Origin of the sequence: Dactylosporangium siamense (genome assembly GCF_016862795.1) — a bacterium.
Taxonomy (GTDB): domain Bacteria; phylum Actinomycetota; class Actinomycetes; order Mycobacteriales; family Micromonosporaceae; genus Dactylosporangium; species Dactylosporangium siamense.
Genome location: NZ_BONQ01000015.1, coordinates 76,616 through 98,744, shown reverse-complemented (window position 1 = coordinate 98,744; position 22,129 = coordinate 76,616). Strand labels below are relative to the sequence as shown.

15 protein-coding genes are annotated in these 22,129 nt (G+C 70.3%); 5 read left to right on the top strand and 10 right to left on the bottom strand.

All coding sequences use genetic code 11. The features are described from left to right. Positions 1-358 precede the first annotated feature (358 nt). From Dsi01nite_RS03515 to Dsi01nite_RS03505, 3 genes are read left to right on the top strand one after another with little or no spacing between them, the layout of a single operon-like run. Positions 359-538, top strand: coding sequence for an FxSxx-COOH-like cyclophane-containing RiPP peptide (locus Dsi01nite_RS03515; protein WP_203844530.1), 180 nt, complete (start codon positions 359-361; stop codon positions 536-538). Further along, positions 535-1,731, top strand: coding sequence for an FxsB family cyclophane-forming radical SAM/SPASM peptide maturase (locus Dsi01nite_RS03510; protein ID WP_308442006.1), 1,197 nt, complete (start codon positions 535-537; stop codon positions 1,729-1,731). The genes Dsi01nite_RS03515 and Dsi01nite_RS03510 overlap by 4 nt, the downstream gene beginning before the upstream one ends. Positions 1,732-1,734: 3 nt before the next feature. Beyond that, on the top strand, positions 1,735-3,048 hold the full coding sequence (locus tag Dsi01nite_RS03505) for an aKG-HExxH-type peptide beta-hydroxylase (protein WP_203844528.1): 1,314 nt from the start codon (positions 1,735-1,737) through the stop codon (positions 3,046-3,048). A gap of 52 nt (positions 3,049-3,100) precedes the next feature. Here Dsi01nite_RS03505 and fxsT read toward each other — a convergent pair whose 3' ends face one another. From fxsT to Dsi01nite_RS03460, 9 genes are all read right to left on the bottom strand, one after another. Continuing rightward, positions 3,101-7,471, bottom strand: a complete 4,371-nt coding sequence (gene fxsT, locus Dsi01nite_RS03500) for an FxSxx-COOH system tetratricopeptide repeat protein (RefSeq protein ID WP_203844527.1) — start codon at positions 7,469-7,471, stop codon at positions 3,101-3,103. After that, a complete protein-coding gene (locus Dsi01nite_RS03495) occupies positions 7,471-8,493 on the bottom strand; it encodes an AAA family ATPase (RefSeq protein WP_203844526.1) in 1,023 nt (340 codons plus the stop codon). Before Dsi01nite_RS03495 ends, fxsT begins: the two co-directional genes overlap by 1 nt. Then, on the bottom strand, positions 8,490-10,892 hold the full coding sequence (locus tag Dsi01nite_RS03490) for a VMAP-C domain-containing protein (protein ID WP_203844525.1): 2,403 nt from the start codon (positions 10,890-10,892) through the stop codon (positions 8,490-8,492). The genes Dsi01nite_RS03495 and Dsi01nite_RS03490 overlap by 4 nt, the downstream gene beginning before the upstream one ends. After that, entirely contained in the window at positions 10,889-11,215 is a 327-nt protein-coding gene (locus Dsi01nite_RS03485; protein WP_203844524.1) for a CU044_2847 family protein, read from the bottom strand. The genes Dsi01nite_RS03490 and Dsi01nite_RS03485 overlap by 4 nt, the downstream gene beginning before the upstream one ends. Before the next feature lie 177 nt (positions 11,216-11,392). After that, the gene (locus Dsi01nite_RS03480) at positions 11,393-12,265 is read right to left on the bottom strand and encodes an ROK family protein (protein WP_239135653.1); all 873 of its coding nucleotides are present in this window, start codon (positions 12,263-12,265) and stop codon (positions 11,393-11,395) included. Beyond that, on the bottom strand, positions 12,262-14,616 hold the full coding sequence (locus tag Dsi01nite_RS03475; RefSeq protein WP_203844523.1) for a glycoside hydrolase family 2 protein: 2,355 nt from the start codon (positions 14,614-14,616) through the stop codon (positions 12,262-12,264). Before Dsi01nite_RS03475 ends, Dsi01nite_RS03480 begins: the two co-directional genes overlap by 4 nt. Before the next feature lie 11 nt (positions 14,617-14,627). Beyond that, positions 14,628-15,449 carry a carbohydrate ABC transporter permease gene (locus Dsi01nite_RS03470; RefSeq protein WP_203844522.1) on the bottom strand — a complete coding sequence of 274 codons (822 nt, stop codon included), beginning with the start codon at positions 15,447-15,449 and terminating at the stop codon, positions 14,628-14,630. Then, entirely contained in the window at positions 15,446-16,366 is a 921-nt protein-coding gene (locus Dsi01nite_RS03465; RefSeq protein WP_203844521.1) for a carbohydrate ABC transporter permease, read from the bottom strand. The genes Dsi01nite_RS03470 and Dsi01nite_RS03465 overlap by 4 nt, the downstream gene beginning before the upstream one ends. 105 nt (positions 16,367-16,471) lie before the next feature. Beyond that, entirely contained in the window at positions 16,472-17,776 is a 1,305-nt protein-coding gene (locus Dsi01nite_RS03460; RefSeq protein WP_239135652.1) for an ABC transporter substrate-binding protein, read from the bottom strand. A gap of 229 nt (positions 17,777-18,005) precedes the next feature. On the opposite strand from Dsi01nite_RS03460, the gene Dsi01nite_RS03455 reads away from it, so the two are divergent. Next, on the top strand, positions 18,006-19,022 hold the full coding sequence (locus Dsi01nite_RS03455; protein ID WP_203844519.1) for a LacI family DNA-binding transcriptional regulator: 1,017 nt from the start codon (positions 18,006-18,008) through the stop codon (positions 19,020-19,022). A 356-nt stretch (positions 19,023-19,378) separates the two neighbouring features. On the opposite strand, the gene Dsi01nite_RS03450 is transcribed toward Dsi01nite_RS03455, so the two are convergent. Then, positions 19,379-20,386: a LacI family DNA-binding transcriptional regulator gene (locus Dsi01nite_RS03450; RefSeq protein ID WP_239135654.1), complete on the bottom strand. Its 1,008-nt coding sequence runs from the start codon at positions 20,384-20,386 to the stop codon at positions 19,379-19,381. Positions 20,387-20,656: 270 nt separating this feature from the next. Between Dsi01nite_RS03450 and Dsi01nite_RS03445 the strand changes: the two genes are divergently transcribed. Continuing rightward, the gene (locus Dsi01nite_RS03445) at positions 20,657-22,084 is read left to right on the top strand and encodes a glycosyl hydrolase (protein ID WP_239135651.1); all 1,428 of its coding nucleotides are present in this window, start codon (positions 20,657-20,659) and stop codon (positions 22,082-22,084) included. The last annotated feature ends 45 nt before the right edge of the window (positions 22,085-22,129 follow it).

Sequence of the window (22,129 nt, the reverse complement as noted above, 5' to 3'; positions counted from 1 at the left end):
GTAATGGCGCCCTCCGGCGCCCGCTGTCCCCGAACGGTGACGGTCCTGTGGAGGTTCGGTGACCGTTCGGCCGCGGCCGGACCCCGGGAGCCCGGCCCGAATCCGTCCAGAAGCAACAGGCGGCCGGACTGAACGATCGTTTTCATGATCCGCAAATTCATCGCCGCCCATCATGGGTCGGCTATGTAAAACGGCCGTCGTCAACGTATCGTGGTAACGAGCAGGCCGGGCACCGGCAGGCTACGACGCCACGGGGGGCGAGCGCGCCGCCCATGACATCGCGTTGACACAATGCGGAACGGCAGCGCTGCCGAATCCCGGCCGATACTGCCGAGTTCACCGTACTGGAGGCCCTCGGATGAGCAGTGTTCCCGATCGAGCGACCGGCGGACACGAGTTGCCCGACGTGACGGAAATGCCATTGGCACAATTGGCGATGAATGAGGACACCGTCCTGGGCAACGCACTGCGCCGCTACCACCTGGAGGCGCTGCGACCGCCGGAAAACCTGTCCGCGTTTGGAAGCTTCGCCGAGTGAGCCATGGTCAGGAATGGCCGCACGGTAATGTCGACCTGGCCACTCTGACCGGTGCCGGCTGGCGCCCGACAGCCTTGCGTGAGTTCATCCTCAAGGTGCATCAACGCTGCAATCTTGCCTGCGACTACTGCTATGTCTACACGCTTGCCGACCAGACCTGGTCGCGACGACCGCAGTCAATGTCCCGCACCGTATGGCAAGCCACCGCGGCCCGAATCGCCGAGCATGTGACCGCCCACGCGCTCACCGATATCACCGTTGTCCTGCACGGGGGTGAGCCGACCCTCGCCGGCGAGGAGCAACTGTCGGAACTGCTCACCGACATTCGGACCGCCGTTCCACGGTCCTGTGCCGTGCACTTCGGTATGCAGACCAACGGTGTGCGGCTGCGCGAACCCATGCTTGCCGTCATGCGGGCCTTCGGCGTCCGGATCGGCGTGAGCCTCGACGGCCCGCCGGAAGGAAACGACCGCCATCGCCGCTACGCGGACGGACGAGGGAGCTCGGCGGACGTCGAACGGACGCTGCGGCGGCTGAGCGGCCCGGCGGACCGGTCGCTGTTCGCCGGGCTGCTGTGCACGGTCGACCCGGACACCGACCCGGTCGCCTGCTACGAAGGCCTGATCGCATACCGCCCGGAGAAGATCGACTTCCTGTTGCCACACGCGAACTGGTCGGTGCCACCGCACCACCCGGGACCGCTTGCCTACGGGTCGTGGCTGGCAAGGATCTTCGACCGGTGGTATGAGGCGCCGGTGCGGGAGACGTCGATCCGGATCTTCGACGAGATCATCAACCTGTACCTCGGCGGCACTAGCCGCTCGGAGCAGGTCGGTCTCAGCCCTTCGGCCGTGATCGTGGTGGAGTCCGACGGCGCCATCGAACAGACCGACGCGCTGAAGTCGGCGTATGAGTCCGCGGCGGCCACCGGCCTGACCGTCCAGGCGAACACCTTCGACGACGCGCTCGCCCACCCGGGCGTCATCGCCCGGCAGATCGGCGTCCGAGCGCTGTGTGCGACCTGCCGCGACTGCCGCATCCGCGACATCTGCGGCGCGGGCCACTACGCACATCGGTACCGTCCCGGCACCGGCTTCCTCAACCCCACCGTCTACTGCGCCGACATGATCCACCTCATCGACCACATCACGGCCCGCGTCGCGGCCGACCTGCGACGGCTCGAGGTCGTCTGAGCCATGCCCACGCCCTTCACCGTGCCCGACCCGATGCTCGACGCCCTGGCGACCGGCTATGGCGGCGAAGCCGCCGTCCGTCGCCTCTTCGACGGTCAGCGCAGCCGCCGGCGCCTGCTGCTGACGCTCGTCAGCAGGGAGCTCCCCCCGTCCGCGGTGCGGGACCTGCACGACGTCGAGGCCGCCGCGCCGCACGTGATCGCCGACCTGATGAACGAGCCGCTGGTCGGCGCCGGAACGATGCGGATCGCCCGCCAGCTGGCCCAGCACGGCACGGACCCCGCCGCCCTCGCCGCGGCCCACCGGTATGTCGCGGCGCTGACGGTCGTCGCCGCGCTCCGCTCGGGTCTGGGGGTCCGGCTGACGATAGCGCCCTCCGGTGGCTGGCTGTCCCTGCCGACCCTGGGCCGTTTTCCGGCGGCCGGGCCCGTGCTGGTCGAGGTCGGCGGCGGGACGGCGCTCGTCGGCGGCCGGGCGCTGACGGAGGTGCCGGGATGGCAGCCGGTGCGCCGGATCCGGGTCGGCGCTGGGCCGGATACAGGGCCGGGCCCGGGGTCGGGTGGCGGGCCGACCCTGGATGTGGCGTTCGACGACGTCGAGGAGGCACGGCAGCTCTTCCACATCGCCGCCGCGGGGCACCTCGCCGCGCTCGACCACCGGCGTTGGGAGCGGATGCTCGGCTCCGCCTGGCGACTCGTCACGGACCGGCTGCCGGACCGCGCCACGGAGCTGGCGGCGGAGCTGCGGACCCTCATCCCACTGGCCAGGCCCGAGCCGCGGGCAGCACGCAGCGGCACCGCGCATGACGCCGTCGGCGCGATCGGTCTGGATTTCGCGACCTCACCGGCCGACTGCGCCGTGACGTTGATCCACGAGTTTCAGCATTCCAAGCTCGCCGCGCTCACCGAGATGACCGCGCTGCACCACCCGTCGGACGACGCCCGCTTCTTCGCACCGTGGCGGGAGGATCCGCGGCCGATCGGCGCGCTGCTGCAGGGCATCTATGCGTTCCTGGGCGTCGCCGACGCGTGGCGCGCCTTCGCCGGTGACCCCGCGGTGCACGCCGACGCGGCACGCCTGTTCGCCGGCACCCGGGCCGAGATCCGCGCCGCCGCCCAGTCGCTCGTCGGAGCCGACGACCTGCTCACCCCGGCCGGCCAACGGTTTGCCGCCGGGCTGGACCGCGCCATCACCGACCTCGAAGCGGTCCCTGTGCCGGCGGGGCTTGCCGACCAGGCGGACGCGGGCATCGCCCGGAAACGTCAGGCCTGGGTGGACCGCGGCCAACGCCTGCGCGCCCGCAGGGTCCTCGGGTAATGCCGTCCGGTCTGCCCTGGTGGTGCGTCAGGGAAGACCGGACGCGGCGCGGTTACGTCGGCGGCGGCTCGATGTCGCAGTCGAGCCGTCGGCCGTCACGGACCGACTTCGTGTCAGGGTGGCCCTCACCGAGGTCGGGATGCCTGCTCATCAGGTCGAGTGCCTGGCGCTGCAACGTGTGACCCTCGGCGTCGTTTCCGGTCGTGATCAGATCGACGGCGTAGTTGTTCATGCAGGCGAGGTCGTAGGGGTTCGCCGGAAGATCCGGCGAGTCAGGCCTACGAACCTCGCGGGACAGCTCATACGTCTCGCGCGAGAGCGTCAGCGCCGCGTCGTGCCGCCCGGAGGCCGCCAGGTCGTTCGCGAGGTTCGTGGCGCAGCACAGCGCATACGGGTGGTCGGGGCGGAACGCCGCCCTGAGCCGGCCGAGCGCCATCTCGTTGAGCTCCCGGGCCTCGTTGACCCGGCCGGCCTGGCGGAAGGCGATCGCGAGGTTCGCCGCGCAGACGTCGGTGAAGGGGTGGTCCGGATACAGCTCCTGGTAACGCTTGTAGACCTCTTCACCGTCCCGCACGGCCTCGGACACCGAACCGTTGTCACGCAACGCGTTGACCAGACTCTGGGTGATCAGCAGCGTCTGCGGGTTGCTCTCGCCCAGCCGGTTGCGGTGCGCCAGCCGGAGGCTTCTCGCCTCGTCCAGCGCCTCCGCGGTCCGGCCGAGCTTGCGCAGGCTGATGGCGATCGTCCGGCGCGCACCCAGCACGTCGGCGTGGTCGGGCCGCAGCACCCGCTCGTGCACCGGCAGCACGTCACGCTGGCGGCGCAACGCCTCCGAATACCGGCCGAGCGCGTAGAGGTCACGTGTCACGTTGCCGGCGACCAGCAGGGTCTCCTGCTCGTCGGGGCCATACACCCGCCGCCGGATCGCGAGGATCTCTTCGTCGAGGACCAGCGCCTGCGCATACGCCCCGACCATCCGGAGGTCGACGGCGAAGTTCGCGCCGGCACGCAGCGTCGAGAAGTCCTCCGCCCCGAGCACCCGCTGATACCGCAGGTAGTTGTCCTCGTCGAGCTCACGTGCCCGGGCGAACAGGCCGACCGCGCGAAGGTCGGCGGCGACGCCGTTGACCGTCGCCATGGTGTGCTCATGGTCCGGCCCGAAACTGCGCTGGAACTGGGCCAGCACCGCCTCGTCCATCACCAGTGCCTCGGCCGGGCTGCCGAGCTGCCGGATCGCGTTGGCCAGGTGCCGGCGAGCGATCAGGGTCAGCTCGTCGTCATCCGGCCAGCGGTCCTTCCACCGCTCGACGACCTTGTCCGCCAGCTGACGGCTGCTCTCGAAGTCACCCACCCGGTACAGGTACCGGATCTGGTCGACGACGACCTGGCGCGCCTCGTCCTCGTCCGACTCGATGACGTCGGAGGCGATGATGTGAGCCGACAGCTGGGCGTGCTTGCGCCGCTCGGTCTCCACGATGAGGTCGGGGTTGCCGGGATTGGCGTGGGCGAGCATCAGCTGCACCGTGTTGCGGACCTCGTCACGCTCATCTGGCTGCATCTCGCTCTGGACCATCTTCTGGACGAGTCGGTGGATCTGGAACCGGTCGTTGCGCGTGTCATACCGCGCCAGCTCGAGCCGGGCGATGTCCTTGATGCAGCGCTGCAACGGCGACTGGTTGCGCAGCGTGCTGCCCAGCCGCCGGGACAGCGGGGTGGCGAGGCGTCCGCGGTGCAGCATCTCCAGCGAGATCCACTCGGGGCCGAAGTACGAGGCGAGCTGCAGCAGCTGCGCCGCGGTCGCCGAGCTGGTGCGCAGCTGGTCGAACGCGATACTCATGGCCGCGGCGGCGTGCTTGGGGTAGCCGAGCGTCTCGATCTCGTCCTGGCGGCGATCCACCTCGGCCGTGAACCGGCGGAGATACTCGCTGACCGGTTCTCCGGTCTCGGTGTGCCACGCGGCCGCCTGGGCGAGCGAGATCGGCAGGTCGCCCAGCCGCTCCGCGATCTCGTTGGCGTCGTTCTCCGAGATGCGGCTGCGCTCGCGCAGCAGCGCGATGCTCTCGCTCCGGTCGAACTTTCCGACCTCGACCGCCCTGCCCTGCTCGGCCCAGTCCCGGTCCCGAGTGGTGATCAACACGTGCCCACCACGGGACTCGGGGACGAGGCTCGACACGACGGCCGGCTCGCCCACATTGTCGAAGACCAGCAACCAGTGCTCATACGGCGAGCGATCAGCGAGCCGCTCCTGGACCCGCCGGATCGTCTCGGCCGTGTCCGTCGTCGTCGTCACCTGCAGCTCGGCGGCGAGCTCCACCAGCGAGCGGCGGATCTCGGCCGGGTCCTCGGCGGCGATCCACCAGACGAGGTCGTAATCGTCGCGGAACCGGTGCACATACTCGGTCGCAAGCTGTGTTTTTCCGACACCACCGAGGCCATACAGCGCCCTTGGCAACAACACGGCCGTCTGACTGCGATTGATCAACAGGCTACGCAATTGATCGAGCATCTCGTCCCGGCCGACGAAGTGCGGATTCTTGGGTGGAGCCGTTTTCCAGCCGGCCGGAACGCGGCCTGACTCACGGGTCGGCACATAGACCGACGACTGCGTCGAAAAGTCGGTCATCGCTGTCCTACCATACCGGCCGGGATCGCTTGCACCCTCATTTTCTATCACACTGCGTTGCCTGGCTGCAGCAGGCTCGGGGCTTTCGACGCGCTGCCGTTCCTCGAGCTGTTCTTGCAGGCGGTCGGCCTTATCGCGGTAGCTCCCACCCACGGACCGCAGGACGTCAATAGTCACGGCAGCAAACGCACGAGCACGTTGATCAAGGTTCTGAACTGGGGAATCAGGAGAAAGCCAGGCCAAGAAGTCCAGGTTCGCGCCGAGATGCGCGGCCAAATATCTCGAAACCTCAACAAGTACGCTGAGGGCGTCCTGTCTCGTCAGTCGGCCCAACAGTTCGTGCCGGACCCCGGGGAGGAAATCATAGGTGACCTCGTCCGGGTCAATCACAGTCGGTGCTGCCGGGTCCACCACCTGATGCAGGAGCGTCCCGAGAAATACCTCTCGCAACGCGGTCGGCGGCGCGGTCGGCAGCTTCGCCCGTTGCACGAGGCGCATGACCGGAAGATCCAGCGGCGCGGCCGCGGCGAGCAGGGCGGCGAGGCGGAAGGCCGGTTTGGACGCGGTGGCCTCGAAGCGGCGGACTATCTCGGTGGGGTCGGTCGGCGGCGCCTCCTCCGACGCCTCGTCCGGAGCGCTGTTCATGAGGCCGGTGAAGAGCGCCTTGCAGCTGAGCCCTTGCCCGGTGCCGCCGGCGACCAGGCTCGACCACGACGCCAGCCACCGCTCGCCGAGCTCGATGACGGGCACAGCCGCTCCGAGCTGGTCCGCGGGCGTGTCGTCCCGGTCGAAGAACTCGTCGTCCAGGCGCACCTGCAGTGTGCTGTTGGCGGCGCCGGCCGCGTTGACCCGCACCGTCACCGACCGCAGACCCGGGGCGCAGTTCGGCCACAACCGCTGCGGTAGGGGCTGCACGACTGCGATCGGCCCGGCGACCGCCCACTGCTGCAACATCGAACCCATCCGGCCGTCCCGCCAGGCCCGGCCGAGACAGTCCGAGACCACCAGCACGATCCGTCGGCCGGTGGGGTCGACCAGCTCCATGGGGTCGTGCCACAACGCGCTGGCGTGGTTGGCGCGCAACCGCAACGACCCGGCGGCGGCGTCGGTGTCCACGTGCCACACCCGCACGTCACGGAAGCCGCCCAGGTCCGCCAGCACCGTCACCAGCTCGGCCACGGTCTGGGTCGACACCGCCATCGAGGCCGAGTCGTCCACGACGACCACGGCATCGAGCCAGCGCTCCAGCCTCGGCGCGAAGACCGGCAAGAACAGGTCGGTCTCGGCCGCCTGATGCGCCGTGGCGGAGGCGTCCAGCTCACCCTCCGCCCGCGCCGCCACCCGCCGTTTCAGCGGACGCATCGAGCGGGCCATGCGGAACCTCGCCGCCAGCTCCGGCGCGGCCGGCGCGCGGATCGGGACACCCTCGCCGGGTGTCTCGTCCGGTGACCCCGCCGCCCGGCGTATCTCCATCTGCTCCGCCACAGCTTCCTGCGCCGTCGAGGCGTCGCCCCGAGCAACGGAGCCGCGCGTCAGCCGGTCGTCCCTGTCCAGATCATCGGTGTCCGGTCGCGGCTCCATACCCGGCCGGCCGGGCTTGATGCCGTCACGGGCAACATCGTCGGGATCGGCCGGATCTGTAGTCGAACGTTCCTGACCGTCGTCACCGGCGGGTGACACACCCGCCGCTCGCGCCATCTGCACGGCAAGCCAGAGCGTGTCGGCGACGTCCTCGGACGACGGCCGCAGGCCTGCCCGGCGGGCCTCGCTGATGATGCGTTCGACGACGGCGTCAAGCACTACATGTCCCCGGAACGGCGTTGCTCCAGGAGCCCGAGGGCGGCCGCGCGGCCATCCGAGCCGGGATCGGAGTTGGCCAGGTACATCGCGTTGAGCAGGTGGTCGGTCGGCAACGGGGCGCCCGCGTCGCGCTGCCGCAGGAAGGTCGCGAACAGTTCGTCGTTGCCGTTGAGCGCGTCCGGGCCGATCTGCGAGCGGACGATCTCCGCGAGCTTGTCCTCGGTCGGCTCGCTGATCCTCACCTCGACACAACGGCGCAGGAGCGCATTCGGGAACGTGCGTTCACCGTTGCTGGTGATGATGATGATCGGAAACGCGTTGCACCGCACGGTGCCACCCTGCACCAGCACGCTCGAGCCCTCTTCGGTCGCCAGGCGCACCGGCTGCGGGTCGTCACCGCTCTCCCGCACCAGCTCCGGGATCGTGAACTGCCCTTCCTCCAGGACGTTCAGCAGGTCGTTCGGCAGGTCGATGTCGCTCTTGTCGAACTCGTCGATCAGCAGCACCCGCGGGCGCCGGCGCGCGACGAGTGCGGTGCCGAGCGGTCCCAACGTGATGAAACTGCCGATCGAGCTGGTCGGCAGGCTGCGGTGCTCCAGCCGGTGCAGGTTGGCCCCCTGCAGCCGTCCGACGGCGTCGTACCGGTAGAGGCTGTCCTGCAGCTGCGACCGGCTGGTGATCGGCCAGTACAACACCGGGCCGAGGCGCAGCTCCCAGGCGATGCTGTGCGCGAGGGTCGACTTGCCGGTTCCGGGCCGTCCGGTCACCAGCAGCGGCCGGCGAAGGTAGATGGCGGCGTTCGCACGCTGCGCGACGACGTCCTCCGGCACGTATGCCTTCGCGCGGGACTCGGCGCCGGGCCGCGGGTCGACGACCGTCGAGTCGGGGGCGTCATCGGTGAGGATGTCGCCGTCGAACTGGCGCCACGACGGTGCCGGCGGCAGCTTCTCGATGCCGTCGTGACGCTCGCCGCGGCCATGGTAGACATGCCAGCCCGCATGCGCGGTCTCGGTCTCGGTCACGGCTGCCCCTTCATCGTCGGTGAGCGAAGCTCGCGCGAGGCGAACTGCATCGGGATCCGGTCCTCGTCGCACACGAGAAGACTGATCTGCCAACCCAGGTCGGTCGGGTCGGTCTCATCGGCACGCATCCGCCAGTCGGCCACCACGGCGGGCAGCTCGCGCACGAGCATCGTGCGCAGCACCTCGCTGATGGCGTCGCGGAACCGATCGGCGAGCGTGCCGTCGCGCACCCACACCATATAGGCGATCCCGGCCGACAACGCCCCCGCGTAGGCGTCCGGCGGACTCAGTTCGCGTTGCGAGCCCAGCGGGCCGCCGATGGCGAGGACGAGTTTCTCCTCGGACATCAGCGTGGTGCGGACCTGCCGTGCGACCGCGGCGTCGCCGGCCGCCGCGACATAGTGCATCGCCCGCACGTCCGGCTCGTGCTGCCGCTTCGCAAGCCGCGACTTCTGTCGCCACTGCGGGCGCAGCACGTTGCTGTGGACCCTCTCGTAGCTGCGGAGGACCACCGGGAACCGGCTGCCGATCGGTGCCGCCATCGCATCGGTCGTCGACCACCGGTCGACGGGCTCACCGACGAGCGAGCGGGGCACGATGATCTCCACGACGAACCGGCTGAGGTCGAAGTCGAGCAACCGGAACACCTCACCGAACAGCGCGTCGACCCGGCGGATGACGGCGCCGAGCGTCTCCGGCTCGTCCCGCGACTCGATGACCTGCTCCGACTCGCGGCCACGGTGCAGCGTCGCGGCAAGCAGGAACAGGTCCGCGTCCATGGCGTCCGGGGCGAGCTGGATCACGAGCGCCGACTCCAGGACGATCTCCGGCAGCGACGCCATCGAGTCGCGGATCGGCTGGAGCTCGTAGTGGTACAGGCGAAGCCGGGCCGCGGTCCGCTCGCTCCAGCGCTGCAGCGCCTCGGCGCCCTGGGACTGCCGGGCGGCGACACACTCGACGAACGAGAAGATCCGTGGCGGTTTGCCGGGGACCTGGGCGCACCGCTCGACCGCTGCGATGATCCGGTCGGGGCGCACGACGCCGGGACCGTCGTGCGGGTCCGCCGGAGGTGCCGCCCGCCGGTAGCCGTCCGCCAGCACCTCGGCCGGCACGCCTGCGAGCAGCCGGACAAGCTCCTCGCGCTCGGCATCGGTGAGCAGCCGCTCCAGGAAGAGCGACTCGACCAGCAGCAGGAGCTCGTCGAACCCGGCCTCCTGCCGGTCGACGTGGGGGAACACGTCGAGGAACTGCCGCAGTGCGCCAGGGATCGGCAGACACACCCGAATCAGCGCCAGGGCATCGGCCCGGGCGTTCTCCGTGGGCTCCAGCGGCAGGTCGCCGTGCCGCTCGACGAACAGCCGGAAGTAGTCCTGCCGGGAGCTCGTGTTCTGGAACTTGCCGAGGGCCAGCAGCGCGTTGTGCAACCGGATCTCGTCCTCCGCGGACAGGCGGTCCGGCGCGTCGGAGACCTTCGCGGCGACGACGCCGTGCTGTTTCAGCAACCGCTCCAGTCGTTGCGACCACGGCGACGGCCCCTCGTTGAACTCGACCAGGTCCGCCAGGATCCGCAGGTGGTGCGGTTCGCGACACGCCCGCACCACCGTCTCGGCGCCCGGTGTGCGCTCCGGCAGCCGGAGACGGACGGCGTCGGGCAGCCGGTCGACCACCCACTTGCGCCGGTCGTCCTCGACCAGTGACCGGAAGTTGGTGAACATGTCCACGAATCCGGCGACGGTCTCCTCGCCCAGCCCGGGGACCTTCGAATTGTCGTTGAGCAGCGTGTCCAGCCGCAGCCAGTACCGCGCCACGACCTCCATCGGGATCATCCACGCGGCCGGCCGGTCGAGGGGCTCATACGCCGCCACGACGATCCCGACCACGCGACCCGAGAGGCTGTCGATCACCCCGCCGCCGCTGAAGCCCTGTTCGATGCGTTCCCGGTCCCCGACGAGCTGCATCCACTCACCGTGCGGCCCGCTGGTGTCCGCGATCGTCCCGTGGGTCCAGACGCCCTCGACGATGCGGGTGGGATGGCCGTAGACCCTGGCGACGTTGCCGATGCAGGACTCGCCCCTCCCCAGCCGTGCGGGTGCGACGTCAGCGGGCAGGTCGTCGTCGAGCTCGAGGACGGCGATGTCGCGCTGGCCTGTCGTCAGCTGCGGCAGCCAGCCGTCCTCCGGCACCTGCGCGCGCAGCACCGTCCCGCTCGTCGAGCGTGGGAAGTCGACCTGGAACGCGGCCTCGGGCCGGACCGTGCTGCGATGCAGCACGTGCGCACACGTGAGGATGTGCCGTCCCGACACCAGCACCCCCGATCCTAGAACGGTGCCGTCGGTGGAGGCGATACGCACCTGCCAACGCGGTGCGCTGCGTCCCGCGACCACTGCCGTGTTGGTCAAGAACCGCCGTCCTTCTCCCAAACCACCGTGACCTTCAGATTGGCACCCGCGCCCGCCTTGGTGACCACGGCGCTCGCCTCTCCCGTGATGGAGACACCGAACTCGAGCTCCACCCGGCTGGGCGCGGACACCATGCCCTGCAGCGTGCTGAGCGCATCGTCGGCCGTGTCCCGGATGACATTGAAAACGCTGGTCACTGACGCCGCGGCCCTCGTCAGGGCCTCGGCCGGACCGGTCCCTGCCCGCACGACGGCGCGCTCGTCATCGACCTCCACGTAGACCACGCCACCCGTGGAAAGGCTGAGCGGTAGCACCTGACGCATTGACGGAACCCCTCCCCGAATGCCAGACCGGCGAGCGCATTGTATTTCAGCCGTCTACGATGCGTATCCCTCAAAAGGGTATCGATCGACATCACGACAGTTGGTTTGCATACGAATGGCGGGGCGGCAGGACCACTTTCCTCCGGACGAGGTGGAGGCCCGATGCGGGACGGGGCCTCAGGCCCGGGCGAGGGCGAGCGCGGCGGCGCCGTACAGGCCGGCGTCGCGGCCCAGGGCGGTCGGCAGGACGGTCAGGTCGTGCAGGAACCCGATCCCGGACCGCCGTGCCACCGCCGCGCGGAGCGGGTCGAACAGGACCGGGCCGGCGGCGGCCACCCCGCCGCCGACGACGGCGGTGTGCAGGTCGAAGAGGGTCGCGGTGTTCACGATCGCGGCGGCGAGGGCGTCGGCGCCGCGGGCGAACGCCTGCCGCGCCACCGGGACACCGCGGGCGGCGTCGGCGGCGAGGGCCCGGGCGTCGGTGCCGGTCCAGCCGAGCCCGGCGGCCCACCGGACCATGCCGGGGCCGCTGGCGAGACGCTCCACGCAGCCGAACGCGCCGCAGGGGCACGGTTCGTCGTCGCGGCCGACGGCGATGTGCCCGATGTGGCCGGCGTTGCCGGTCCGGCCCAGGTACGGCGCGCCGTCGAGGACCAGGCCGCCGCCGACGCCGGTGGACACGACGACGCCGAGCAGCGTCGGGATGTCGGCGTGCCAGTGCTCGCCCAGGGCCATGCACTGCGCGTCGCCGGCCAGGGCGACCGGGCGGCCGCCGGTCAGGTCGGCGAGCACGGCGGTGATCGGGAACCGCCGCCACGCCGGGATGTTGACCGGGCTGACCGCGCCCAGGTCGAGGTGGACCGGGCCGGCCGAGCCGACCCCGACCCCGGTGACGCCGGTCAGGTCGAAGCGGGCGACGAGCGCGGCGAGAGTCGCCGTTGGGTCGGCGCCGACCGGGACCTCCGCCCGGTCGGCGATGGTCCGGTCGGCGCGCACGACGGCGCCGGCGAACTTCGTGCCACCGATGTCCACCGCGAACACCGCGCTCACGACCTGACCTCGTTCACGCAGCGCAGCACCGGGTGGCCGGTCAGCGCGGCCGGGTCGAGCGGCCGGTCCGTGGTGACGGTGAAGGTCACCGTGTCGCCGGGCAGCAGCGTGACGAGCTGGTCGTCGACGGTGGCGGCCGGGTCGAGCCGGTCCGGATGGATCGCCAGCTCCCGCACCAGCGTGCGGGCCGTCACGTGCACCAGGTAGCCGCCGGCGACCGGTTCCACCGCGGCGTCGAAGTCCGCCGGCGGGTAGGCCATGTCGGGGTCCTCGGCGGACATCCGGATCGCCCGTGCCCCGTCGAGTTCGGCGACGAGCAGGTCACCGCCCGCCAGCCCGGCCGGCAGCACCACCCGGCCCGCGTCCCGGGGTGCCACGCTGACCGGCACGCTCTCCTTCGCGAGAAGGTCCCCGGTGACCGCGCGCCGGGTGACGGTCAGGTCGCCGGTCCACGGCTCGTCCGTGTCGTTGACGGCCGTCACCACGCCGTCCGCGACGGTGAGGAGCCGGGGCGCGTAGGCGCGGCGGATCGCATACCAGAGCGGCTTGCGGCGGCCGGCGCCGTCGACCGCGGCCCACGACGTGACGGGCCAGCAGTCGTTGAGCTGCCACACGATCGCGCCCATGCAGTACGGCATCAGCGACCGGAACCGCTCCAGGCCGTAGGCGACCGCGCGGGCCTGGTTGAGCGACGTGAAGTAGTGCCAGTCGTCGACGTCCGCCGGGGGCGGCAGGTGCCGGCCGAGCCCGCGCAGCAGCTTCTCGTTGCCGTCGACCGCCTTCTGGTGGTGACGCACCCCGGGTGAGTCGGCGGTGAGCGGCTCGTCGGAGACCGCGGCCCGCAGCGTCGCCCACACCGGCGGCCCCTGGAATCCGAACTCGGCGACGAACCGCGGCGAGTAGCTGTCGTAGTGGGTGTAGTCCTCGGTGTTCCACACGTCCCAGATGTGGACGGTGCCGGTGCTGTCGTCCATCACGTCGCGGTCCGGGGCGCCGGAGTAGGGGGTGCCGGGCCAGTACGGGCGGGTCGGGTCCAGCTCCGCGACGACCCGCGGCAGCACCTCGTAGTAGAAGCCGGCACCCCAGCTGCGCCCTTCCAGGGCCTCGGGCCAGCCCCACTCCTGGTGGCCCCAGAGGTTCTCGTTGTTGCCGCACCACAGGACCAGGCTGGGATGCGGGGCCAGCCGGGTCACCTGCTCCCTGGCCTCCGCCTCGACCTCGGAGCGGAACGGCTCCTCCTCCGGGTAGGCGGCGCAGGCGAACGGGAAGTCCTGCCAGACCAGGACCCCCAGCTCGTCGGCGAGGTCGTAGAAGTCCTCCGACTCGTACCGGCCGCCGCCCCACACCCGCAGCAGGTTCGCCCCGGTGTCCACGGCCTGGCCGAACCGCTCCCGGAGCCGGTCGGCGGTGACCCGGGCCGGGAAGCAGTCGTCGGGGATCCAGTTGAAGCCCTTGACGAACACGGGCCGGCCGTTGACGGAGAGCCGGAACGCGTCGGTGTCCAGCTCGACGGTGCGGAACCCGATCCTTCGCGTCCACGTGTCGGCGCCGGCCCGCACCGTCAGCTGGTACAAGGGCTGCGCACCGTGCCCGGTCGGCCACCACAGCTCGACGTCCGGCACGTCGAGGACCAGGATGCCCTCGGTGGTGCCGGGCGCCAGCCGCAGCTCGGCAGCTACCCCGGCGATCTCGGCGGTGACTGTCACCGCGGCGTTCCCGGTGTGCTCCACCCGGACCGGGATCTCGACCCGGCCCGCGGTCCCGTCCACAGTGGTCAGTGGCCGGACCTCCGCGAGCCGGGCGCCCGACCAGGCGTGCAGGCCGATGTCCTGCCAGATCCCGGCGGTGACGAGCGTCGGTCCCCAGTCCCAGCCGAAGTTGCACGCCATCTTCCGGATGAACTGGAACGGTTCGGTGTACGGGCCGGGCCGCGCGCCGAGCGCGTCGCGCTGCGCCTCGGCGTAGCCGTACGGCGCGTCGAAGCGGACCTCGAGGGTGTTGTCGCCGTCGTGCAGCAGCCCGGTGACGTCGACGCGGTAGCCGCGGTGCATGTTCGCCGAGCGCAGCGCCCCGACCCCGTTGACGGTGACCGTGGCGACCGTGTCCAGCCCGGCGCACACCAGGTCGACCCGGTCGGACCCGCCGGAGGGCCGGCCGAACGTGGTCCGGTACACCCAGTCCGTGCGCCCGATCCAGGTCTGCCGCAGCTCGTTGTCGTCGAGGTACGGGTCGTCGATGATCCCCGCGGCGAGCAGGTCGGTGTGCACGCAGCCGGGGACGGTCGCCGGCACGCCTTCCTGCTCCCCGCCGGTCAGGGTCCAACCGTCGTGCAGCGGGTGGTACGTGCTCACGTAGCGCTCCTTCACTTGACCGCACCTGCGGTGAAGCCGTTGTAGATGAACCGTTGCAGCAGCAGGAACAGCACCAGCGTCGGGACGATGACGAGCACCGCGCCGGCCGACATCACCTCCCAGTGGGCGCCGAACGGGCCCTTGAACCGGAAGAGGGACGTCGAGATGACCCCGAGGTCCTGTGACGGCATGTACAGGAACGGGATGTAGAAGTCGTTGTAGATGGTGATGCCCTTGATGATCACCACGGTGGCGGTGGCCGGCTTGAGCAGCGGGAAGATGATCCGCCAGAAGATCCGGGTCGGTCCGGCCCCGTCGATGCGGGCGTTCTCGTCCAGGGACACCGGGATGCTGCGGATGAACTGCAGGAAGACGTAGATCGACACGATGTCCGTGCCGAGGTAGAGCACCACCGGCGCCCACCGGGTGTCGTACAGGCCCAGCCCGTTGACGACCTGGTAGGTGGCGACCTGCGTGGTGACGCCGGGCACGAGCGTGGCGAACAGGAACAGCCCGAGGACGAGCCGCTTGAACCGGAACTGGAACCGGTCGATCGCGTAGGCGGTCATCGCCCCGATGACCACGGTCCCGGTGAGCGAGAAGACGAGGATGACCGCGGTGTTGAGGAACGCCGTCAGCATCCGCCCGTTGGTGAACGCGGTGCCGTAGTTGGCGAGGTTCAGCCAGTGCTCCGGCAGGGCCAGGGCTCCGCCGGTGCTCAGCTCCTCCGGAGTCTTGAGCGAGGTGAGCACGATCGCGGTCACCGGCAGCAGCACCACGAGGCAGGCGAGGATCAGCGACGCGTACTTCAACGTCCTGGCGACGGTGCTCAAACGAGATCGTTCCTCTCGTCCGGGACCAGGCGGCGCTGGATCCAGGTCACCAGCAGCACGACGGCGAGCAGCACGACGGCGGCGGCCGAGGCGAGGCCGGTCTTGTTGAACTGGAACGCCAGCTTGATCGTCTGGATCACGAAGGTCTTGCTCTCCCCGGCGCCGCCGGTGATGACGAACGGGATCTCGAACACCGACAGCGATCCGGCGATCGCGAGGATCACGCTGAGGCTGATGATCGGTGTGATGCCGGGGACGATGAGGTGGCGGAACACGTGCCACCGGTTGGCGCCGTCGAGCTCGGCGGCCTCGTACAGCTGCGGCTGGATCGACTGGATCGCGCCGAGGAACAGCACGAAGTTCAGTCCCATGAACCGCCACACCGACACCCCGGCGAGGGACACGTTGACCAGGTCGGGGTCGCCGAGCCAGAGGAACTGCGAGTCCACGCCGGCGAAGCGCAGCACCGTGTCGAGGGTGCCGCCCCGCTGGAAGAAGTAGAGGAAGACGAACGCGATCGCGACGCCGTTGATGAGGTACGGGAAGAACAGGATGCCCTTGAACAGGTTGCGGAAGCGCACGTTGAAGCTCAGGACGGTGGCGAAGTACAGCGCCAGGCCGATCTGCAGGACCGACGCGGCGAGGTAGTACAGGCTGACGGAGAACACCCCGAACAGCTCCGGCCGGGTGAACAGCTGCGCGTAGTTGTCCAGCCCGACGAACGTCGAGTCGGGGCTGACGCCGTCCCAGTCGGTGAGGCTGTAGGACAGCATGCTCGCCACGGGGATGTACGTGAACGCGACGAGCAGGGCGAGGGGCGCGGCCAGGTAGACCCACGGCGTCCACCGGTGCGCTTTCGGCTTGGCGCCCTTCGGCGGGGCCGGTGCGGCCCGGCTGGTGGTGGCGGTCTGGGTCATGCTGGCCTCTCGCTGCTTTAGTGGGGACTTTGGGGACGTGTTTAGTGGGGACTTTGGGGACGTGCGCTGGACCGCTTCTGCGGTGGCGGTCCAGCGCACGCGGGGTCAGCCGACGGTCTTCGCCGCGGCCGTCCACTTCTTGTTCAGGTCCGTGAGATAGGCGGGGAGGTCGCCCTTCGCCGCGCCGCGGGCGATGTCGATCAGCTTCTGCCGGTAGTCGGCCTTGGTGAGGCCGATCTCGGAGGCGTTGTCGATCGCCGTCACCTTGACCGCGTCGGCCTGGGACAGCTCGATGTAGGTGACGCCGGCCTCGGTGTAGCCGGACAGCGCGGCCGGCGCGGGGGCGCCCTTGATCGTGGAGACGGCCTGCGCGGTCTCGGCGTAGCCGGACTTGTGCAGGACCCAGTCGAGCCAGGCGCGGGCGGCCGGCTTGTTCTTGGAGTGGATGTTGATCCCGTACAACTTGTCCGGCGAGACGACCGAGCAGTACTTGCCGCCGGACTGGGCCGGGAACGGCATGTAACCGATCACCGACGGGTCCTTGCCGGCCTTCTTCGCCGCGTCCTGCATCTGCGACACGGCCCAGGAGCCGAGCCACATCGTCCCGATCCTGCCGGTGGCGATCTGGCCCTTCGAGTCCTCCCAGTTGGTGGTGGTCGGGTCGGCCTCGGCCAGCTTCTCCTTGACGATGGTGTAGAGCAGGCTGTCGCCGACGGTCAGGTCGGTGCCGGCGGCCCACGGCTCGGTGGTCGCCAGCTTGTCGTTGGCCTTGGGGTCGCAGCCGACCGAGCCGACCACGTTGGACCAGGAGCTCAGCGGCCACCCGTCCTTGTAGTTCGTGTAGTACGGGGTGACGCCGGCGGCCTTGATCTTGCGCAGGCTGTCGACGAACTGCTCCGGGGTGGTCGGCCAGGCGGTGACTCCGGCCTGCTTCCAGACGTCCTTGTTGTAGACGAACCCGTTGGCGGCGCCGAAGCTGGCGATGCCGTAGACCTTGCCGGACACCGAGCCGTAGTCGGTGAACGAGTAGGTCCTGGACAGCTCCGCCTGCTCGCCGAGGGGCGCGAAGAACTTCGGGTAGTCGGCCTTCGCTACCACCTGCGGGATGAGCAGCACGTCACCGTACTCGTCGCTGTTCATGCGGATCTTGACTTCGCCCTCGTAGTCGGTGATCCCCTGGAACTTGACGTTGACCTTGGGGTACACCTTCTTGAACTCGGCGGCGTACTTGTCCATGGACCCGTCGGTGACCAGGTCGGTGCGGTTGGTCAGCACCGTGATGTCGCCGGTCAGGTTCGCCGGGTCGGTCGGGGCGGTGGCGTCCGCGCCGGACCCGGCACCGTCGCTGCCGCAGCCGGCCACCAGCAGTGCGCCGGCGAGCACCACCGCGGCGAAAGCTCGTCGCTTCACATCGATCATCTCCGTCTCGAAATGGGTACGCGGATCCGCCGCGGCACCCGTGCTGGTTGCCGCGTCCGCGCCGTGATGCCTCGGGGTTTCGGTTCACTGAACCGTGAAAGTGCCCAGACTTTACGACCAGGTTTCAGGGCTGTCAACGGCCCGCTCTGGACAAGCACGCCAGCCGCGTTACGCTCACTGAATCGCGAAAGCGCCCCCCGATTCGAAGGTGATCCGATCCGTGAAGAGACCGACCATCGCTGACATCGCCCGGGAGGCCGGGGTCTCCAAGGGCGCCGTGTCCTACGCCCTGAACGGCCAGCCCGGCGTCGGCGAGACCACCCGCGCGCGGATCGTCGCGATCGCCAACGCCATGGGGTACCGGCCCAACACCGCCGCGCGCGCCCTGGCCGGCGGCGCCGCCAAGGTGGTCGGGCTGACCCTGCACCGGCCGCCCAAGACCCTCGGGGTCGAGCCGTTCTTCATGGAGCTGATCAGCGGCCTCGAGGCCGAGCTGTCCATCCACTCCTACGGCCTGCTGCTGCAGATGGTGCCCGACCACGCCGACGAGATCGCCGTCTACCGGCGCTGGTGGAGCGACCGCAGCGTGGACGGCGTGCTGCTGTGCGACGTGCGCACGGATGACGCCCGCATCGACGCGCTGCGCGAGCTGCAGCTGCCCGCCGTCGTGGTCGGCCCGCCCACCGCCAGCGGCGACCTGGCCTGCATCTGGTCCGACGACGGCGTGTCGCTGGTGGAGGCGGTGGAGTACCTCGCCGCGCTCGGCCACCGCCGCATCGCCAGGGTCAGCGGCCTGTCCGACCTCGCCCACACCGCGGTCCGCACCGAGGCGTTCGCCGCGGTCAGCGCCCGGCTCGGGCTGACCGACGCGGTCACCATCGCCACCGACTACACCGGCGAGGGCGGCGCGCGGGCCACCCGGCGGCTGCTCAGCTCCCCCACCCGGCCCACGGCGCTGCTCTACGACAACGACATCATGGCGATCGCGGGGCTGTCGGTGGCGCAGCAGATGGGCCTGTCGGTGCCGGCCGACCTGTCGATCATCGCGTGGGACGACTCACCGATCTGCCGCCTGGTCCACCCACCGCTGACCGCGCTCAGCCGCGACATCGCCGCCTATGGCACGCACGCCGCCCGGCTCCTGCTCGCGGCGATCGCCGGCGAGCCGGTCACCAGCGTCCAGGACGAGCTGGCCCACCTCAACCCGCGCGGCAGCACCGGCCCCGCCCGCCGCTGACAGGGCACCACGCCCCGGCCCCGCGCGCCCTCGCGGCGATCGCCCTCAACCCGGGCGGCAGCACCCGGCCCCGCCCGCCACTGACAGGGCACCGGGCCCCGGGCGTGTTCGTCGGCGATCGCCGACGAGCCCGTCACCAGCGTGCTGGCCCATCTCAACCCGCGCGGCAGCACCCGACCCCGCGCGCCGCTGACAGGGCACCACGAATCGATCAACGGCTTGGACCCGGCACGCTTCGATCACCAGGAAACCGCGGCTCCCCGGTCACGGCGTTCCGTCCTCTTGGACCGTAGCACCTCACCAAAAATCGCGGCGTTTCGCGTAACCGCCTCGCCACGCACCATCATATTGCCAGTTCAATGACGTGGCGCCGGAGCGGTGCTCGAGCGCACGACGAGCTCGGCGGCGTGGTCGAGGACCGCTCCGGGCGCGCCGCCGTCGACCACGTCCAGCAACAGGCCGGCCGCGTGTGCGCCGTAGCCCGCGATGTCGCGCTTGAGGACGGTGAGCGGCGGGCGGACCACCTGGCAGAGCGCCGAGTCGTCACCGGCCACGATCGACAGGTCGTCCGGCACGCGGATGCCCATCTCCATCGCCACACCGAGCCCGGCGACCGCCATGACGTCGTTGTCGTAGATGACGGCGGTGGGTGGTGGTGCGGCGCTCAGCAGCCGCCGGGTCACCTGGGCGCCCATCTCGCCGGTGTAGTCCGCCGGCACGACCACGGGTTCGATCCCCGCCGCGGCGCAGGCCGTCCCGTACGCGGCCGAGCGCACGGCGCTGTGCAGCAGCTGCGGCGGCCCGCCGACGTGCACGGTCCGGCGGTGCCCGAGGGCGGCGAGGTAGGCGACCGCCTCGGCGATCGCCCGGCCGTCGTCGGACCAGATGCTCGCCAGCCGGGTCGTCCCCGGCGGCGGGCCGCCGATGATCACCGCCGGCAGGTCCAGCTCCTCCAGGGCCGCGGGGCGTGGGTCGCCGACCTCCAGGTCGCAGACGAGGACGCCGGCGACCCGGCGTTCGCTGCTCCAGCGGCGGTACACCGCCAGCTCGTCCTCGGCGTCGGCGACGGACTGCAGCGCGAGGCCGAAGCGGTGCCGCATCAGCTCGGACTGGATGCCGCTGATCAGCTCCCGGCGGAACACCTCGACGTTGAACGCGGTCGAGGACGGCCGGCGCATGGTCAGCCCGATCGCCTGGACCACGGCGCCGCGCAGCTCGCGGGCCGGGGCGCTGGCGCTGAAGCCGAGCTCGCGGGCGATGCGCACGATCCGCTCGCGCAGCTCGTCGGAGACGCCGGCGCGGCCGTTGAGCGCGTAGGACACCGCCATGCGGGACACGCCTGCGCGGTTGGCGATGTCCGCCATGGTGGGTCGGCGGTCCACTGCCTCCAGCCCTCCGGCCAGTCGGATCCCGGTGCCGCACGGCGGTGCGGCCGCCCACATCGTATCTCCCGGGCCGGTCGACATTGAGCGCATGTCACGGTTCAGCTAATCGCCAAAAGTAGCCCAGGTTTCAGGGTTGGAATCCTGCTGGGCGTTGACTTTACTGGTTAAGTCCACGATGGTCTATCTCACCTCGGGCCGCCCGGAGTGCCCGGTGCCCGACCACCCGTGAACCCTTGAAAGGAGTGCGGCATGCCTGTCCGCCACTGGCGCCGCCCGCTGCTGTGGCTCGTGTCCATGGCCGCCGTCATCGCCACCGTCGCCGTCGCGGTGGTGCTCCCGACCGCCCAGGCCGCGCAGCCCGGCAGCCCCCTGCTGGCGTACCTGAACCGGATCTCCGGCCAGTACACGCTGTCCGGACAGCACAACCGCGAGCCGAACAGCGACCCGACGAAGTACACCCGGGTCGCCCAGCAGATCACCGGCCAGACCCCGGGCCTGTGGGGCGGTGACTTCCTCTTCGCCTCCGCCGACGTCAACGCCCGCCAGACGATGATCAACGAGGCGATCAACCAGTGGCGCTCCGGCTCCGTGGTCGCCCTCACCTGGCACATGTGCCCGCCCACCGTGGGCCGCACCTGCGGGTGGGACGAGGCAGGCATCCTCGGTTCGCTGACCGATGCCCAGTGGAGCCAGCTCATCACCAACGGCAGCGCGCTGAACAACGCCTGGAAGGCCCGCCTCGACGAGGTCGTGCCGTTCCTGCAGCAGCTCAAGAACGCCGGGGTCGAGCCGCTGTGGCGGCCGATCCACGAGATGAACGACGGCTGGTCCTGGTGGGGCGGGCGGCCCGGCGCGAACGGCAGCCGCCGCCTGTACGAGATCACCTACGACTACCTGGTCAACACCAAGGGCCTGAACAACATGGTGTGGGTCTGGAACGTCAAGGACGTCGACATGGGCTCGGCCGGCCAGTACCTGCCCGCGGCCAACACGTTCGACGTGGCCAGCCTCGACGTGTGGGTGAAGATGGAGCCGAGCGCCTCGGACTACTCCACGATGCTCAACCTGGCCGGCGGCAAGCCGATCTCCCTGGCCGAGGTGGGCCGCACCCCGAGCCCGTCGATCCTCACCTCGCAGCCGCGCTGGACGTGGTTCATGGTCTGGGCCGAGTGGCTCACCGACCCCGCCTACAACACCAACGCCGGCGTCCAGGCCACCTACTTCCACCCTCGCGTGCTCAACCGCGGCGAGTTCAGCATCGGCACCCCGCCGACCAGCAACCCACCGAGTGGGAACCTGGCGTTGAACCGCCCCGTGTACGCCTCCAGCCAGGAGAACAGCACGAACACCGCGGCCCGGGCGGTGGACGGCAACACCGGCACCCGCTGGAGCAGCGCCTGGGCCGACCAGCAGTGGATCTACGTCGACCTGGGCGCCAACCGCTCCGTCACCGGCGTCACCCTGCGCTGGGAGGCGGCGTACGCGGCGCAGTACCAGATCCAGACGTCCACGAACAACAGCACCTGGACGACCGTCCACAGTGACTACAACGGCAACGGCGGCACCGACACGGTGAACTTCACCGCGACGACCGCCCGCTACGTGAAGCTGTACGCCCCGCTGCGCGCCACCCAGTACGGCGTGTCCCTGTGGGAGTTCGAGGTCCGCGGCAGCTGATCACCGACGAGCCAGGGCCGCCCCGGAAAGCACCGGGGCGGCCCT

Excerpts from the sequence above, each read along its gene's own strand:
- Dsi01nite_RS03445 (WP_239135651.1), top strand. The coding sequence starts at position 20,657 with ATGCCTGTCCGCCACTGGCGCCGCCCGCTGCTGTGGCTCGTGTCCATG.
- Dsi01nite_RS03505 (WP_203844528.1), top strand. The coding sequence starts at position 1,735 with ATGCCCACGCCCTTCACCGTGCCCGACCCGATGCTCGACGCCCTGGCG.
- Dsi01nite_RS03450 (WP_239135654.1), bottom strand. The coding sequence starts at position 20,386 with ATGGCGGACATCGCCAACCGCGCAGGCGTGTCCCGCATGGCGGTGTCC.
- Dsi01nite_RS03465 (WP_203844521.1), bottom strand. The coding sequence starts at position 16,366 with ATGACCCAGACCGCCACCACCAGCCGGGCCGCACCGGCCCCGCCGAAG.
- Dsi01nite_RS03485 (WP_203844524.1), bottom strand. The coding sequence starts at position 11,215 with ATGCGTCAGGTGCTACCGCTCAGCCTTTCCACGGGTGGCGTGGTCTAC.
- Dsi01nite_RS03515 (WP_203844530.1), top strand. The coding sequence starts at position 359 with ATGAGCAGTGTTCCCGATCGAGCGACCGGCGGACACGAGTTGCCCGAC.